13 protein-coding genes are annotated in these 14,896 nt (G+C 67.1%); 6 read left to right on the top strand and 7 right to left on the bottom strand.

Annotated features, from left to right (window positions below):
• The first annotated feature begins 135 nt into the window (after positions 1-135).
• Entirely contained in the window at positions 136-2,898 is a 2,763-nt protein-coding gene (locus tag MU582_11235) for a winged helix-turn-helix domain-containing protein (GenBank protein ID UPK73025.1), read from the top strand.
• Between the two features lie 550 nt (positions 2,899-3,448).
• Here the strand turns inward: MU582_11235 and MU582_11230 are convergent.
• A complete protein-coding gene (locus MU582_11230) occupies positions 3,449-3,856 on the bottom strand; it encodes an NUDIX domain-containing protein (protein UPK73024.1) in 408 nt (135 codons plus the stop codon).
• Positions 3,857-3,892: 36 nt separating this feature from the next.
• On the opposite strand from MU582_11230, the gene MU582_11225 reads away from it, so the two are divergent.
• Entirely contained in the window at positions 3,893-5,170 is a 1,278-nt protein-coding gene (locus MU582_11225) for an iron-containing alcohol dehydrogenase (protein UPK73023.1), read from the top strand.
• A 3-nt stretch (positions 5,171-5,173) separates the two neighbouring features.
• Here MU582_11225 and MU582_11220 read toward each other — a convergent pair whose 3' ends face one another.
• Together MU582_11220 and add are read right to left on the bottom strand one after the other, a co-directional pair.
• Entirely contained in the window at positions 5,174-5,959 is a 786-nt protein-coding gene (locus MU582_11220) for an SGNH/GDSL hydrolase family protein (GenBank protein ID UPK73022.1), read from the bottom strand.
• 43 nt (positions 5,960-6,002) lie between these two features.
• Positions 6,003-7,043: an adenosine deaminase gene (gene add / locus MU582_11215; GenBank protein ID UPK73021.1), complete on the bottom strand. Its 1,041-nt coding sequence runs from the start codon at positions 7,041-7,043 to the stop codon at positions 6,003-6,005.
• 135 nt (positions 7,044-7,178) lie between these two features.
• Here add and MU582_11210 point away from each other — a divergent pair, with 135 nt between their 5' ends.
• Positions 7,179-8,708, top strand: coding sequence for a UDP-N-acetylglucosamine 1-carboxyvinyltransferase (locus MU582_11210; GenBank protein ID UPK73020.1), 1,530 nt, complete (start codon positions 7,179-7,181; stop codon positions 8,706-8,708).
• Between the two features lie 124 nt (positions 8,709-8,832).
• Here MU582_11210 and MU582_11205 read toward each other — a convergent pair whose 3' ends face one another.
• On the bottom strand, positions 8,833-9,102 hold the full coding sequence (locus MU582_11205; protein ID UPK73019.1) for a zf-TFIIB domain-containing protein: 270 nt from the start codon (positions 9,100-9,102) through the stop codon (positions 8,833-8,835).
• Positions 9,103-9,195: 93 nt separating this feature from the next.
• On the opposite strand from MU582_11205, the gene MU582_11200 reads away from it, so the two are divergent.
• From MU582_11200 to MU582_11190, 3 genes are all read left to right on the top strand, one after another.
• A complete protein-coding gene (locus MU582_11200; protein ID UPK73018.1) occupies positions 9,196-9,963 on the top strand; it encodes a glycerophosphodiester phosphodiesterase in 768 nt (255 codons plus the stop codon).
• A complete protein-coding gene (locus MU582_11195; protein ID UPK73017.1) occupies positions 9,960-11,297 on the top strand; it encodes an MFS transporter in 1,338 nt (445 codons plus the stop codon). The genes MU582_11200 and MU582_11195 overlap by 4 nt, the downstream gene beginning before the upstream one ends.
• 101 nt (positions 11,298-11,398) lie before the next feature.
• Positions 11,399-11,782, top strand: a complete 384-nt coding sequence (locus MU582_11190) for an RNA polymerase-binding protein RbpA (protein ID UPK73016.1) — start codon at positions 11,399-11,401, stop codon at positions 11,780-11,782.
• Positions 11,783-11,873: 91 nt separating this feature from the next.
• Here the strand turns inward: MU582_11190 and MU582_11185 are convergent, their stop codons facing one another.
• The 3 genes from MU582_11185 to lnt are packed head-to-tail and all read right to left on the bottom strand — an operon-like array spanning position 11,874 to position 14,716.
• Positions 11,874-12,356, bottom strand: coding sequence for an FxsA family protein (locus MU582_11185; protein ID UPK73015.1), 483 nt, complete (start codon positions 12,354-12,356; stop codon positions 11,874-11,876).
• Positions 12,357-12,386: 30 nt separating this feature from the next.
• Positions 12,387-13,145 (bottom strand): polyprenol monophosphomannose synthase, encoded by a 759-nt coding sequence (locus MU582_11180; GenBank protein ID UPK73014.1) that lies wholly within the window; start codon positions 13,143-13,145, stop codon positions 12,387-12,389.
• Positions 13,142-14,716: an apolipoprotein N-acyltransferase gene (gene lnt / locus MU582_11175; protein ID UPK73013.1), complete on the bottom strand. Its 1,575-nt coding sequence runs from the start codon at positions 14,714-14,716 to the stop codon at positions 13,142-13,144. Before lnt ends, MU582_11180 begins: the two co-directional genes overlap by 4 nt.
• Positions 14,717-14,896 lie beyond the last annotated feature (180 nt).

Here is a 14,896-nt window from a genome sequence, read left to right as displayed (position 1 = left end):
CCGAATGTAGGCGAATGCACTGACACTGTGGCGGCTACTCATCCCCGGGACGGGCACATGGACGGCTACTTCCGGTAGTACTTCCTGTTCATCGACCTATAAGGGTCCTAATCTGTGGGCCGGGAGGTACGCCTGGTGGAGATTCGGCTCATCGGAGCAGTCGAGGCCGTACGAGACGGTCATCCGGTTGCGCTGCCGGGCCGGCGGGTCCGCGCGCTGCTCGCCGTGCTGGCGCTGTCGGCCGGCCGCGTGGTTGGAGTCGACACCCTCGCCCGAGCCATCTGGGACGACGACCCGCCAGAGCGCATCCGTGGCAGCCTCCAGACGTACGTCGGGCGTCTGCGGAGGGTGCTCGGTGCGGACCTCCTCGACACCGAGCGTCAGGGCTACGTACTCCGTGTGCCCCGGTCGGCCGTCGATCTGCTGGCGTTCGCCGACGCCGTCGAGGATGCGGCATCCGATGACCCCGACATCGAACGCTCGGCACTGCACTGCGCCCTGGCGAGCTGGACCGACGAGCCGTTCGGAACACCGCCGTCGGAGTGGCTTGCCAGACACGAGGCGCCCGCCTGGACCGAGCGCTATCTCCAGGCCGTCGAAAGAGCGGTTGATCTCGACCTCGCTGCCGGCGACTACGCCCGCTGCATCCTCGAGCTCAACGGACAGGTCGAACGCCATCCCTTGCGGGAGACGCTCTGGGTCGGGTTGCTCACCGCGCTCGATCACGCCGGCCGTACCGCCGAGGCGCTGGATCGCTATGAGTCCGTACGCAAGCGACTCGCGAAAGAGCTCGGAGTCGATCCGTCCCCGGAGTTGCGCGCCGTCTATCAAACTCTGCTGGCGAAGTCGGATGAGCTTGCCACGGCGGCGCCGACGTCGCCGGTCGAGCGCAGTCCCCATCAACTGCCGCCTGCCGTACGAGGATTCGTCGGCCGCGACGACCTCCGTGCGGAGCTCGATCGGCGTGCGGACGACGGTGCGATGATCGCGCTACACGGGCGCGGCGGCTCGGGCAAGACCAGCCTCGCGATCTGTTGGGCGCAGGACAACCTCGACCGCTTCCCGGACGGGCAGCTGTACCTCAACCTCTGCGGCTATGGTCCCGGCGAGCCGTTGCCTGCCGACAGAGCCCTCGATCGACTGCTGCGCGGCCTCGGTGTGCCGGCTGGCGAGATCCCGGCCAGTACGGACGAGCGCACCGCCTTACTGCGTTCGGTGCAGGCGAACCGCAAGCTGCTCGTCCTGCTCGACAATGCGCGCGACGAGGACCACGTGCGCCCATTGCTGGCCAGCGGGCTGGGTGTCACGTTCGTGACGAGCCGCAATCAACTGCGGAGCCTGGTCGTACGCGAGGGGGTGGCCCGCCTCGGCGTACACGAAATGGCCGAGGAGGAGTCGATCCGGCTACTCCGGCAGCGCCTCGGCCGGGAGCATCCGGCCGCCGAGCTCGCGGAGCTCGCCGAGCACTGCGGGCATCTGCCGCTCGCCCTTGCCGTCGCTGCCGAGCGGCTGGAACGAGACGGTGCCAGACCTCTCGATGATCTGAACGCCGGACTCCGCGATCGGCGGCAGCGTCTCGCACTCCTCAGCACCGGTGACGACGCGCTGACGAATGTGCGCGCGGTCCTCGAAGGGTCGTACCACGCGCTCGACGAGGACACGGCGCTGGCGTTCCGGGCGGTCGGCATGTACGAGGGACCCCAGGTCACGGCGGCCGCGGTCGCGTCGATCGCGGCACTCGACGTGCGCGATGCCGAGGCAAGACTCGACCGCCTCGTCGAGCAGAACCTGCTGACGGCACTGGGCCGTGGGTGGTACGCATGCCACGACCTGTTGCGTGACGTCGCGGTTGAGCTCGGCGTCTCGAAGATGCCGGCACAGCTCAACTCCGATGCCATGGATCGATTGCGGAACTGGTGCCTGCATTCCGCGCGGAACGCATCGCACACGATCAACCCACCGCGCTCGGCTCCCGTGCCGCTTCCGCTGCTCGACGGTGTGACACCTGAGGTGTTCGACTCCGCCCCCGAGGCACACGAGTGGTTCGCGACGCATGAGTCCTACCTACTTCAGGTGATCGACGAGGCGAACGTGAGGGACGACCAGACCGGTTATCACCTTGCCCGCGAGGTCTTCGTACACCTGAACATGCAGGGTCGGCTCGGGTCTTCGCTCGCGATGTACGAGCAGGCCGAGCAGAACGCCCGACGAGCCGGGCACCTACTCGCGCAGGCCGAATGTGCCAACTGTGTCGCCGCGGTGTACTCCGAGCTCGGCGACCACGAGTCCGCGCTCGCCGTTGCGCACCGTACACGCGACCTCTACGCGCGTGCAGACGAGCCGAGCGGTGTGATCAGAGCCGAACTGAACATCGCACTGACCTTGGCGCGGCTCAACCGCCTCGACGAGTCCGTGACGCGCTACGAGAACGTCGTCGACGCCGCACGGAGGCAGGGCCATCCACTTTCGTACGCGATGGGACTCGCGGGAGTCGCTTCCGTGTATCTATCCATCGGTCGCACAGACGATGCTCGGTATGCCGCGGCCGGTGCGGTCTCCAGCCTGCGTGATTCCGGCAACCCGCGCGCGCTCGCGTACGCCCTCGAGCGCCTCGGCGACGCACAGGCCGCCGATCACCGAAGCGACGAGGCCATCGCGACGTACGAAGAAGCGGCCGAATTGATGCAGCGCATTGGCGCTGCGAGCTTCGCCGCCGGCGTGCTGCGAGACCTCGGAACCGTCTACCGCCGCGCCGACCGCCTCGATGAGGCCCGCACCGCCTGGCGCCGTGCCCTCGTACTGCTCGCCGAGACCGGCTTCCAGTCGTCCCGGGACGTCAACCGTGACGAGATCGAGGGCCTGCTGGAGTCGCTGCCCGAAGGCGCCGGCTCGCAGTAGGTGCGGGTTCGGCTGCCGGCTTTCCGCGCTCCTTCGGTCGACTACTCGTGTGCCAGATTTCGCCTCACTGTCGGCTTTCCGCGCTCATTCGGCTGGGCAAAAGACGCGGCGACGCGCGGGGCGGCTCTTCGGCTTGGGCTGCTCGGCGGCTTCCCCGTTACTTTAATATTGGATCGGGGTAACGTTTGGATTCGGTGTCACACCCGTACCGATAGTCACTGGCGTACCAACGGGCACGGCAACCTGTCACGTTGCACGGTGTCCCTGCCATGCGAAGCGGTACTTCACCATGTTTACTTGGTAAACGACCACCCACCGACCCCGCAAAAGCCAGCCGGAACGGGCTAGCCGGAGAGCAACCCCAGGTCGTAGGTGCGACTCCCGCGTCGCCGCGTCTTTCACCGAGCCAGAAGCCGAGGGAGGGTCGACAGCGATCCGGAATCGGGCGGCCGGGTGGTCGCACCGAAGAGGTGCGGAATGCCGACCGTGGTGGTGAGCGAAGCGGCGAGTAGGGGTACCCGGAAGTGAAAAGAACAGTCTCGTGGGATCGCTATCCCGAACCCTTCGGGGTGATCGCTCCGTACGCCTCGAGGGTCTCGCGCAGGTCGACGGTGAGCGGCATCTCCGCCAACTGCTCGAAGTCGAACCACCCGGCGTCCGCGGCGTCGTCGCCTGCTTGCAGCGATCCGCCGACCACCGTCGCGGCGAAGTCGTGCGCCTCGATCGTCTCGTCGCCGTTGGGGATGTCGATGGAGCCGAGCTCACGGCCGACCGTGACCTCGATGCCGGTCTCCTCCAGCGTCTCCCGGCGCGCACATTCTTCGAGCGTCTCCCCCGGCTCGACGTGTCCGCCCGGGATCGTCCATCGACCCGCCTCGGGTTCGTGAGCGCGCAGTACGAGTAGCAGCCTGCCGCGATCGTCGCGTACGACAGTGCCGGCGCCCAGGGTCCGTACCATGGCTCGCACCCTACCGGCCGGAGAAGTGAGGCGAGCGTGACGGAGTATCTGCACGAGACCGTGTTCACCTGGGGTGCGACGCCCCTCAAGTTCGGCGTCGGCGCGGCCGATGAGCTCGGCTCCGATCTGGCCCAGCTCGGTGCCGATCGAGTGCTCATCGTGACCGACCCGGCGATTGCGGCAGCCGGGCTACCGCAGCGCGTCGCCGACGCCGCGAAAGCCGGCGGTCTGAGCGTCGACATCTACGACCAGGTCCGGGTCGAGCCGACCGATCGGAGCATCCTGGCGGCGGTCGAGTACGCGAGCGCGAGCCGTTGGGATGCATTCATCGCCGTCGGCGGCGGGTCGACGATCGACACCGCCAAGGCAATCAATCTTCTGACCACCTACCCCGACGACCTGTTCGCGTATGTGAACAAGCCCATTGGCGAGGCAAAGGCACCGCCGGGTCCGTTGAAGCCGCTCGTCGCCGTACCTACGACGGCCGGTACCGGCGCGGAGACGACACCGGTGTGCGTCATGGACTTCGTCGACCACAGGGTGAAATCGGGCATCAGCCATCCACGGCTCCGGCCGACGATGGCGGTGATCGACCCGCTGCTGACGCTGTCCATGCCTGCGGAGGTCACCGCCGCGAGCGGGATGGACGTGCTTTGCCACGCGCTGGAGTCCTACACCGCGAAACCGTTCGATAGCTTCGCCCGCCACAGTGCGGAGTCCCGCGTGGCGTACTGCGGCTCCAATCCGATCTCGGATGCATGGACCGAGAAGGCGCTCGACCTGCTCGCTCGTTCGTTCCGGCGAGCCGTGCTCAACGGCGGCGACCTCGACGCGCGTAGCGACATGATGCTGGCTGCCACGTTCGCCGGAATGGGCTTCGGCAACGCAGGAGTCCACATCCCGCACGCGTGCGCGTACCCGATCGCCGGGCGGGTACGTGAGTACCGGCCGGACAACTATCCGGTCGGCGAGGCGCTCGTACCGCATGGTCAGTCGGTGTCGCTGACCGCGCCGGCCGCGTTCCGCTTCACTTTCGCAACCGATCCCGGTAAGCATCTGGCCGCCGCTAGCATGCTCGACCCGCATGGCGCGCACACCGGCGACCCGTCCGATCGGCTGCCGAGCGTGCTTGCCGACCTGATGCGAGATATCGGTATCCCCAACGGCATCGGCGCCGTCGGCTACACCGAGAGCGATGTGGCGGCGCTCGTCGATGGAGCCGTCAAGCAGCAGCGGTTGCTCGCCGTGGCGCCGAGAGCGGTACGTGAGGAGGACCTGGCCGAGATCCTCGGCGCGTCGATCGAGAACTGGTGACCCTCACAGCACCGTGTCGAAGACGTCTGTGTAACCGACGTGCCCGTCGCGGTTCGGGTGGTACGACTCTCTGACGGGATTCGACAGGCCGTTGATCCACGCCTGCGAGTCGCACACCGCGTGCCCGGTGAATGCCTCGCGCACGTCGGCGAAGCCGAACCCGTGTGCCGCCGCTTGCGCGTTGATGACATCGGCGAGCTGGTCTGCCGTCGCGTTGAGTCGATCCTGCTCCGCCGGGCTGAACCAGGTTCCGGCGTTGCAGTCCTCCCCCATGAACAGCCGCGGGTACGAACCGACGACGACGATCGCATTCGGAGCGCGCGAGGAGATCTCGCCGTACAGCGCGTCGAGCGTGCCAGGCAACACATCGCGGATGTACGCCTGCGCGCCGTCGACGGCCGCATCGCAGTCCGACATCCAGCCGGGCTTGCCGCATTCAAGCAGGACATCGGTGAACCCGGCGTCGTTGCCGCCGACCGTGAGCGTGACGTAGCCCGTCTCGGCGTCGAGCGTGCCGAGCTGGTTTGCGGTCACGCTCGAGACGGTCGCGCCGCCGCACGCCTGCATGTCGAGGTTCGCGCCGAGGCGCTGCGCCATCAGCTCGGCGTACGCGAAGTGCGATCGCTGGCAGTTCTCGTCGTAGTACTCGCGGGTGCCTGTGCCCGAGGAGTACGAGTCGCCGAGCGCCACCAGGTCGTCGGCGGGCGCGGACACCGCCGGCGGGCCGGTGGCAACCGCTGCCGTCAGGACGATCGCTGCCGCGATCCGGGCGTAGGTACGTCGTGCCATGGGCCTCAACTCTCGCTCGCCGTTGCGGGAGGTGATACCCCGTTCAGGCCGACTCGAACCCTTCCGCGACGGCGTCGATCTCCGCGAGCAGGCCGTTGCGTACGTCGGCGGGTGCGTACGACACCCGGACAGCGGTGCGGGCCAGCTCGGCGAGAGCCGCGTCGTCGAGGCCGAAGATGTCTCGTGCAACGGCGTACTCGCCGTTCAGACTGGTGGCGAACATACCGGGGTCGTCGCTGTTCAAGGTGAGGACGACGCCCGCGTCGCGCAGCACCGAGAACGGATGCTCGGTGAGGTCGCTGACCGCGCGAGTACGCAGGTTCGACGTCGGGCACACCTCGAGCGGGATCTGATGCTCGGCCAGATGCTCCAGCAGCCGCGGGTCCTGTGCCGAGGAGATCCCGTGACCGATCCGCTCGGCACGCAGCGACTCCAACGCGTCCCATACCGTCCTCGGGCCGGTCGTCTCGCCGGCGTGCGGCACGCTGTGCAGGCCGACTGCGCGTGCGCGCGCGAAGACGTCGGCGAACTGCGGTCGGTCGACGCCCTGCTCCGGACCGCCGAGCCCGAAGCCGACCGTGTTCGGCGGCGCGTACCGCTCGACCCAGTCGATGGTGCGTTCGCCCGACTCCAGCCCGAGCTCGCCGGGTATGTCGAAGATCCACTGGAGCGTGACCCCGTGCTCGGCGGCCGCAGTACGCCGGGCCTGGTCGAGCGCGGTCGCAACCTCGTCGGGTGCGATTCCCATCAGCAGGTGGCTGTCGGGAGTCACGGTCAGCTCGGCGTACCGGACGTTCTGGGCGGCGAGGTCGCGGGCGACACCGACGATGAGGAGTTCGACGTCGAGTGCGGTGCGAACCAGCGAGTTGACGGCGATGTAGACGTCGATGAAGTGCGCGAAGTCGCGGAACTCGTAGAACGAGCGGAGCGCGTCTTCGTCGGTCGGTACGCCACGGTCGGGATGCCTACGGGCCAGCTCGAGGACGGTCTCGACCGGCGCCGAGCCGACCAGGTGTACGTGCAGCTCCGCCTTCGGAATTGCGGAGACGAAGTCGATGTTGGATGCTTTTGGAGTCGGTGGCACTCGTTCATCTTGCCAATTGGATGTGGTGTCGAGGCAACCTGGATCGGGTACCGCGCGTCTGTCCACGTGGGACGTGATGCGAAACACCGGGAGCGAGTTCGCGAATTATCTCAGATATGAGATAGAGTTTCGCGCATGAGTGACGACTACTTGATCCGTATCGGCAAGCTCATCCGCGACGCACGTAAGCACCGTGGGTGGACCCAGACCGAACTCGCACACGAGCTGAACACCAGTCAGAGTGCAGTCAACCGGATCGAACGGGGGCAGCAGAACATGAGCCTCGAGATGCTCGCGCGGGTCGGTGAGGCCCTCGACTCCGAGATCGTCTCCCTCGGCACTGCCGGCCCGATGCATCTGCGCGTTGCGGGCGGTACGCGGCTCTCCGGGTCGATCGACGTCAAGTCGAGTAAGAATGCCGGCGTCGCCTTGCTCGCGGGTTCGTTGTTGAACGAGGGCCGCACTGTTTTGCGCAAGGTCGCCCGGATCGAGGAGGTCAACCGGCTCCTCGAGGTACTCCAGTCGATCGGGGTCAAGACCCGCTGGATCGACGACAGCAACGATCTCGAGATCATCCCGCCCGCCGAGTTGAACCTCGACGCCATCGATGCGGAGGCCGCTCGCCGGACCCGAAGCATCATCATGTTCCTCGGCCCGCTGATGCACCGCGAGCAGTTGTTCCAGCTGCCGTACGCCGGTGGGTGCGATCTCGGTACTCGCACGGTCGAGCCGCATATGACGGCGTTGCGTCCGTTCGGCCTCGAGGTGAAGGCGACCGAGGGCAGCTATCACGCGAGCATGAACATCGGTGCGCGTCCGCAGCGTCCGATCGTGCTCACCGAGCGCGGCGACACGGTGACCGAGAATGCCCTGCTTGCGGCGGCGAGGTTCGACGGCGTCACCACGATCCGCAACGCCAGCCCGAACTACATGGTCCAAGACCTCTGCTTCTTCCTCGAGGAGCTCGGCGTGCGCGTCGAGGGCATCGGCACGACGACGCTGCGGGTGCACGGTGTGCCGCAGATCAACCGCGATGTCGAGTACGCGCCGAGCGAGGACCCGATCGAGGCGATGAGCCTGGTCGCTGCGGCGATCGTGACGGAGTCGACGATCACGGTGCGCCGGGTTCCGATCGAGTTCATGGAGATCGAGCTCGCGCTGCTCGAGGAGATGGGCTTCAGCTACGACCGCGGCGAGGAGTATCTCGCCGAGAACGGCCACACCCGGCTGGTCGACATCACGACGCATCCGTCGACGCTGCATTCGCCGATCGACAAGATCCATCCGATGCCGTTCCCGGGGCTCAACATCGACAACTTGCCCTTCTTCGCGGTGATCGCCGCGACGGCGACGGGTTCGACGATGTTGCACGACTGGGTGTACGAGAACCGTGCGATCTACCTGACGGAGCTGAACAAGCTGGGCGCGAAGGTCCAGTTGCTCGATCCACACCGGGTGCTGATCGAGGGGCCGACGCGTTGGCGTGGCGCGGAGTTGATCTGCCCGCCCGCGTTGCGGCCTGCGGTCGTGGTGCTGTTGGCGATGTTGGCAGCGAAGGGCACGTCGGTGCTGCGCAATGTGTACGTGATCAACCGAGGCTACGAGGACCTCGCGGATCGGTTGAATGCGCTGGGCGCCCAGATCGAGACTTTCCGCGACATCTGAGGAGTGAGCCGGAGCCGACCGCCGAGGTACGAGGCGGTCGGCGGAGGCGAGCCCCGCAAGATGTCGCGCGAAGATAGAGCGACATCTGAGGAGTGTGCGCGCGTGGGCGAGCGCTAGCGGGAGGTCAGGCGCCGAAGAGGGTGTCGATGAATGCCCGGCTCTTGGCCTTGCTCGACTTCGGCGGGGCGGTCATGGTCGGCGTGATCTTCGGTAGGGGCTGCGTGTGGTAGCCGGAGTTGGCCTCGTGCCAGGCGTTCTCCTCCTCGATCAGGAGGCCGAGGTCGGCGCGGTCGAGGAAGATCCCCTCGCAGTTGTCGCATTGCGAGATCGTGGCGCCGGCGCGGTGGAACTCGCTCAGCTGCCCTTGGCACTTGGGACACATCATGCTCGCCATTCACCAACGGTAGCCCAGCGGCTACGGTCCGGCGGTGCAAAACACTCGACCCGTGGCCGATAGTGAGGACGCTCACCCGGCATACTTGCCGCTGTGCCGCGACATCCGTACCTCGACTGGCCTGGGCCGCTCGCGATCGCGCATCGCGGAGGTGCGGGGCTGGCGGCGAATGCGGGGCTGGAGAACTCCGTCGTCGCGTTCGCCAATGCCGTTGAGCTCGGTTACCGCTATCTCGAGACCGATGTGCATGCGTCGCGGGAGGGCGTTGTGTTCGCCTTCCATGATGAGCGGTTGGATCGGGTCACCGATGGTTCGGGCGAGATCGCTCGGCTTTCGGCGGCCGAGGTACGCGCGGCGCGGATCGCGGGTCGTGAGCCGATTCCGGAGTTGGACTCGCTGTTGGCGCAGTTTGCTGACGCACGTTTCAACATCGATGTGAAGGCCGATTCGGCCGTGGTGCCGACGCTTGATGTCATTCGCAGGCATGCTGCGTTCGATCGGGTGTGTCTGGCGTCGTTCTCAGATGCCCGGCTGGCGCGGATCCGTGGCCTCGAGCCGAGGGTGACGACCTCGCTCGGCCCGCGTGCGATCGCCGCGTTGCGGTTGGCGCCGTGGCGGGTGACCGTTGAGCAGGGCGCGAGCTGCGTACAGGTGCCGATGCGTCGGTACGGCGTCTCCGTTGTCACCTCCGGTTTCGTACGCCGGGCGCATCGCAGTGGTCTGCAAGTGCACGTGTGGACGATCGACGACCCGCGCACCATGGGCGGGCTGCTGGAGCTGGGTGTCGACGGCATCGTCACCGATCGGCCCGACCTGCTGCGCGACGTGCTGGAACGCCGCTCGCAGTGGGTGTCGGCGTGAACGAACGGCGGGCGTGGTACTTCTACGACTGGGCGAACTCCGCGTACTTCACGACGGTCACCGCGGTGTTGTTCGCGCCGTACCTCACGAGCGTCGCCGAGACGGCGGCGTGCGGCGAGCCGGGCACGACCGACGATCCGTGCAAGGCGGCTCTCGTCATCGCCGGCGTCTCGGTCTCCCCCGGTTCCCTCGTCTTCTACATCATCACGTTCAGTACGTTGCTGTCGGCGGTGCTGGTACCGCTGGTTGGCGCGATCGCCGACGGAAGTCCGTCGAAGCGCCGGATGATGTGTGTGTACGGATGGGTCGGCAGTGCGTCGACGGCGGCGATGGTCTTCATCGCCGGTGCGAACTGGCAGCTCGGCGCGGTGCTGCTGGTCATCTCGAGCGTCTCTGGTGCGGCGTCGCTGTCGATCTATCATTCGCTGCTGATCGACATCGCCGGTCCGGACGAGCGCGATGACGTGTCGGCGCGCGGTTGGGCGTTCGGTTACCTCGGCGGCGGCACGCTGCTTGCGCTGAACCTCGTACTCGTCACTGCTCATGACGCCATCGGCATCGACACAGCAACGGCCGTACGAATCAGTCTGCTGTCTGCGGGCATCTGGTGGGCCGCGTTCACCATCATTCCCTTCCGGGGACTGAAGGACCGGCCTCCGGGTCTCCCCGACGACGGTCGGCGCGACCTGTTGTGGCGCAGCTTCGGCCGGCTGTTCGCGACGTTGCGCGAGGCCCGGGCGTACCCCCGCACCCTGATGTTCCTGGTCGCCTTCCTGTTCTTCAACGACGGCGTCCAGACGGTGATCGCGTCGGCGTCGGTCTATGGGGAGAAGCAGCTCGGTTTTGACACGAGCTTTCTGATCGGCGCGATCCTGATGGTGCAGTTCGTCGCGTTCGGCGGAGCGCTGCTGTTCGGTCGCGTCGCCGCGCGGATCGGCGCGAAACCCACGATCGTCGGCGGGCTGGTGGGTTGGATGGTCGTCGTGACGGTCGGCTACTTCCTGCCGGCCGGCGCAGCCGGGCTGTTTCTCGTGCTCGCGTTCGCGATCGGCGTCGTGCTCGGCGGTACGCAGGCCCTGGCTCGATCGCTGTTCAGCCAGCTCATCCCCAAGGGTCGTGAGGCCGAGTACTTCTCGCTGTACCAGGCATGTGAGCGCGGTACGAGCTGGCTGGGCACCTTGCTGTTCGGTGTGATGCATCAGCTGACGGACTCCTACCGCCCGGCAATCCTCGCATTGATCGTGTTCTTTGTGATCGGGCTCGCACTGCTTGTACCGCTGAACGTTCGACGCGGCATCCGCGAAGCAGGTAACCTTGAACCGAAGGTGGTCTGACTCACCAATCTCGGGAGCTCTCAGGGGAATCTCACCTGTGTCCCGTACGTTGGGTGGAGTAAGAGCAGGTAGGACGATTCGGACTGTCGTAGGAGGGTCACATGGCGGAACGCGCACTCCGCGGAGCGCGGCTCGGCACCCAGAGCTTCGAAGATGAGCGTGGGGTCGAGATGGCGCCACGACAGGAAGTCGAGTACGTTCGGGCGGACGGCACACGCTTTACGGTGGTGATGGCCGACGATGCTGAGATTCCGCTCGAGTGGGAAGATCCCCGCACCGGGCAGATCGGTAGGCTGAGCGACGGTAACGAACCGGAGCCGAAGAAGGAGAAGCCCGCACGTACCCACTGGGATATGTTGCTCGAGCGGCGCTCGGTCAAGGAGCTCGAGGACATCCTCTCCGAGCGGCTGGAGTTGCTGCGCGGCGGCGAGATCGGTCCGGCTCACCTGCACCGGCGTACGAAGGGCCGCAAGCGTACGGCCTGACCGCCACCCCATAGACCCCCGGGTCGCGTCGTTCCCCCCGACGGCGCGGCCCGGGCCTTTTTATGGCGCGAACCGGCCCTCGGCCGGTGCCTCAGTCGTCGTCGATGACCTCACCGTGCACGACGTCGGGGCCGTGGGGTGTGGTCGTCCCGTGTCTGTTGGTCGGCATCGTCGGGTCGACGTTCGAGGCGAAGTACATGGTGCCCTGACGGACCGCCCAGGCCTGGATCCAGTTGCGGACCAGCGGCCGGGTGAACGGCAGTAGCAGGACGAGCGCCACTACGTCCTTGACGAACCCCGGCGGGATGAGCAGCAGTCCTCCGAGGAACGTCAGAGCTCGGTCGGCGACGCCACGGCTGGGCTCGGCGCCGACCGACCGGTTGCGGGCGAGCTCGGCCCATGCCTGGCGGCCGGCGCGGCGGACCAGGATGACTCCGAGAATCGACAACGCGGCCAGCGCGACGATGGTGGCGGCCCAACCGATGAGGTTCGCGACCACGATGATCACGACGATCTCGATGATGGGCGTCAGCAGGAGTACGGCCGGCACCCAGCGAATGCGCACGCTCTTCATGTCTCTCCCGGGATCGGGTGTCCTTCCAGCCTACGTGGAGCTTCGGGCAAGGACGGAGCGTACGGCGCGCAATCGTCGCGAGATGCCCCACAGGGTGACCCGGACGAGCGCCTCGACCACGATCGACCCGTCCATCTTCGACTCGCCACGCTCGCGTTCGGTGAAGGTGATGGGCAGCTCGCGCGTTGTGATCCCGGCATCGGCGGCGCGCAGTGTCAGGTCGATCTGGAAGCAGTAGCCGCGCGAAGAGACCGAGTCGAGGTCGAGCGCCAGCAGGGTCTCGCGGCGGAACACCCGATAGCCGGCCGTCGCATCGCGAACGGGTATGCCGAGCGCGAGACGCGCGTACGTATTCGCACCTCGCGACAGCGCCAGTCGGTGGATCGGCCAGTTGCGCACTGCTCCCCCGCGTACCCAGCGCGATCCGATCACGAGCCCGGCACCGTGTCGTGAAGCCTCGAGCATGGCGGGCAGCCGCTCGGGAGGATGCGATCCGTCGGCGTCCATCTCCACCAGATAGCCGTAGCCGCGTTCGAGACCCCATTCGAACCCGGCGAGGTACGCGGCGCCGAGTCCCTGCTTACCGACGCGATGGAGTACGTGGATCGCGGCATCGTCGGCGGCCATCGAGTCGGCGATCTTGCCCGTGCCGTCGGGCGAGCCGTCGTCGACGACGAGGACGTGGGCCGACGGCTCCGCGGCGCGTACGCGCTGCACGATCGCTTCGACGTTATCGGCTTCGTTGTAGGTGGGGACGATGACGAGCGCGCCCCCCTGTGCCTCGTTCACCTGCTGACCTCCATGTCGACCGACTCGGTCGGGGGTTGTTCGGGCCGGGTGCGCCGACGGCCGTGGATGCCTGCCGTGGCGGCATAGGCGGCGGCGACAACCCCGGCCAGCCCAGCGGCGAGCTCGAGCCAGCCGCCGTACCGGATTCCCGGCGTGATGCCCGTTGCGGTCTCGACCTCGCCGGTGAGGACCTGGGCGACGTCCTTGTCCCCTTGCACGATGACGTCACCGCTCGCGTCGGCGATGCCGCTCACGCCGTTGATCGACGGCACCGCGACGTAGCGGCCCGACTCGATCGCGCGCATGCGTGCGATATCCCATTGCTGATCGGGTTGTGCCGTCTCGATGTACGCGGAGTTGTTCGTCTGCACGACCAGCAGTTGCGCGCCGTCGTCGATGTTCTGCCGCAATACATCGTGGTAGGCAACGTCGAAGCAGAGCATGTCGCCGACGACCATCGAACCGAGCCGCAGGGCTCCGGAGCGCTCGCCCGCGATCATGTCGCGCGGTATCTCGGTATCGACGCGCTCGTCGATCTTCCGGGCGAGCGAGCGGAGCGGGACGTACTCGCCGTACGGCACCAGATGGCGTTTCTGATACCTGTCACCGGGCCCCGTCTGCGGGTCCCACGCGATGCCGACGTTCTTGCGGGTGCTGTCGTCGGGGCCGTCGAGGATCGCTCCGACGAGCACGGGTACGCCCACTGCGCGTACGGCGCGTTCGATCTGCGCGCCGACGGACGGATTGGTGAACGGGTCGAGGTCGGAACCGTTCTCGGGCCACAGCACGGCGTCGACCGGCTCCTCGTCGCCGTTCTCGATATCTGCTGCGAGGTCGAGAGTTGCGCCGACGTGGTTGTCGACGACCTGGAGTTGCTCGGCCTGACCGTCGGCGCCGCGGCCGGGTACGTCGCCCTGGATCAGCGCGATGCGTACCTGCTTGTCTTCGTCGGCGACTCCGAGCGGCAGTACGAGCGCGAGCAGCAACGTCGCGACGAGACCGACCGCGGTGCTGCCCAGAACGATCCGGCTCGAGCGGCGGGTCCACGCGTACACGACGACGGCCGCAATGGCGAAGACGATCCCGCTCAGCACGGGTACGCCGACGAGTCGGGCGTACGACTCGAGCGGAGTGTCGATGGTCGCATCACCAAGGCGGCCCCACGGGAAGCCGCCGAGCGGGAACGATCCGCGGGCGTATTCCACGGCGAGCCACACGCAGGCGCCCCAGAGGGGCCACCCGCGCAGGCGCGACACCAGCGCGAAGCCGACGGCGAAGATCGGGAAGTACAAGGCCTCGACGATCGCGAGGATGATCCAGACGTGGTAGCCGAGCACGTGCACCCACGAGAACATCAATGCCGACTGAGCGATACCGAAGGCCAACCCGATCAGCGCGCTGAGTCGTACGCTCGCCCCGCGCAGCGCGATGATGAGGATCACGAGGCCGGCGAGCAGCAGGAGCAGCGAACCGACGGGCTTGAAGCCGCATGCGACGAGGAGGCCGGCAACGACCGCCACTGTCAATCGGACCCTGGGCGTGAATCGGCTCGGGTCTGCGCTGTCCACCACGGCACCAAGGGTACGGGAGCCCTACTCGGTGGCATGCCAAGAGCCCTGCGACCTTCGGACCGAACCCCGGACCGCTGGTTGCGATCCGACACCCGTTGTCTACTGGACGCCAGGGCTCCTGACTGCGCCACCGTCGGAAGTACGGAACCGGCGGACAGGCCGCGGCATACACACTCTGGC

The sequence above is a fragment of the Nocardioidaceae bacterium SCSIO 66511 genome, assembly GCA_023100825.1.
Taxonomy (GTDB): domain Bacteria; phylum Actinomycetota; class Actinomycetes; order Propionibacteriales; family Nocardioidaceae; genus Solicola.
The sequence above is the reverse complement of the archived record's forward strand: the minus strand, read 5'-3'. Positions and strand labels throughout refer to the sequence as shown.

What these genes read in the sequence shown, in the direction of transcription:
- MU582_11230 (UPK73024.1), bottom strand. Translation starts at nt 3,856, where the DNA reads ATGGTACGGACCCTGGGCGCCGGCACTGTCGTACGCGACGATCGCGGC.
- MU582_11220 (UPK73022.1), bottom strand. Translation starts at nt 5,959, where the DNA reads ATGGCACGACGTACCTACGCCCGGATCGCGGCAGCGATCGTCCTGACG.
- MU582_11210 (UPK73020.1), top strand. Translation starts at nt 7,179, where the DNA reads ATGAGTGACGACTACTTGATCCGTATCGGCAAGCTCATCCGCGACGCA.
- MU582_11205 (UPK73019.1), bottom strand. Translation starts at nt 9,102, where the DNA reads ATGGCGAGCATGATGTGTCCCAAGTGCCAAGGGCAGCTGAGCGAGTTC.
- MU582_11190 (UPK73016.1), top strand. Translation starts at nt 11,399, where the DNA reads ATGGCGGAACGCGCACTCCGCGGAGCGCGGCTCGGCACCCAGAGCTTC.
- MU582_11185 (UPK73015.1), bottom strand. Translation starts at nt 12,356, where the DNA reads ATGAAGAGCGTGCGCATTCGCTGGGTGCCGGCCGTACTCCTGCTGACG.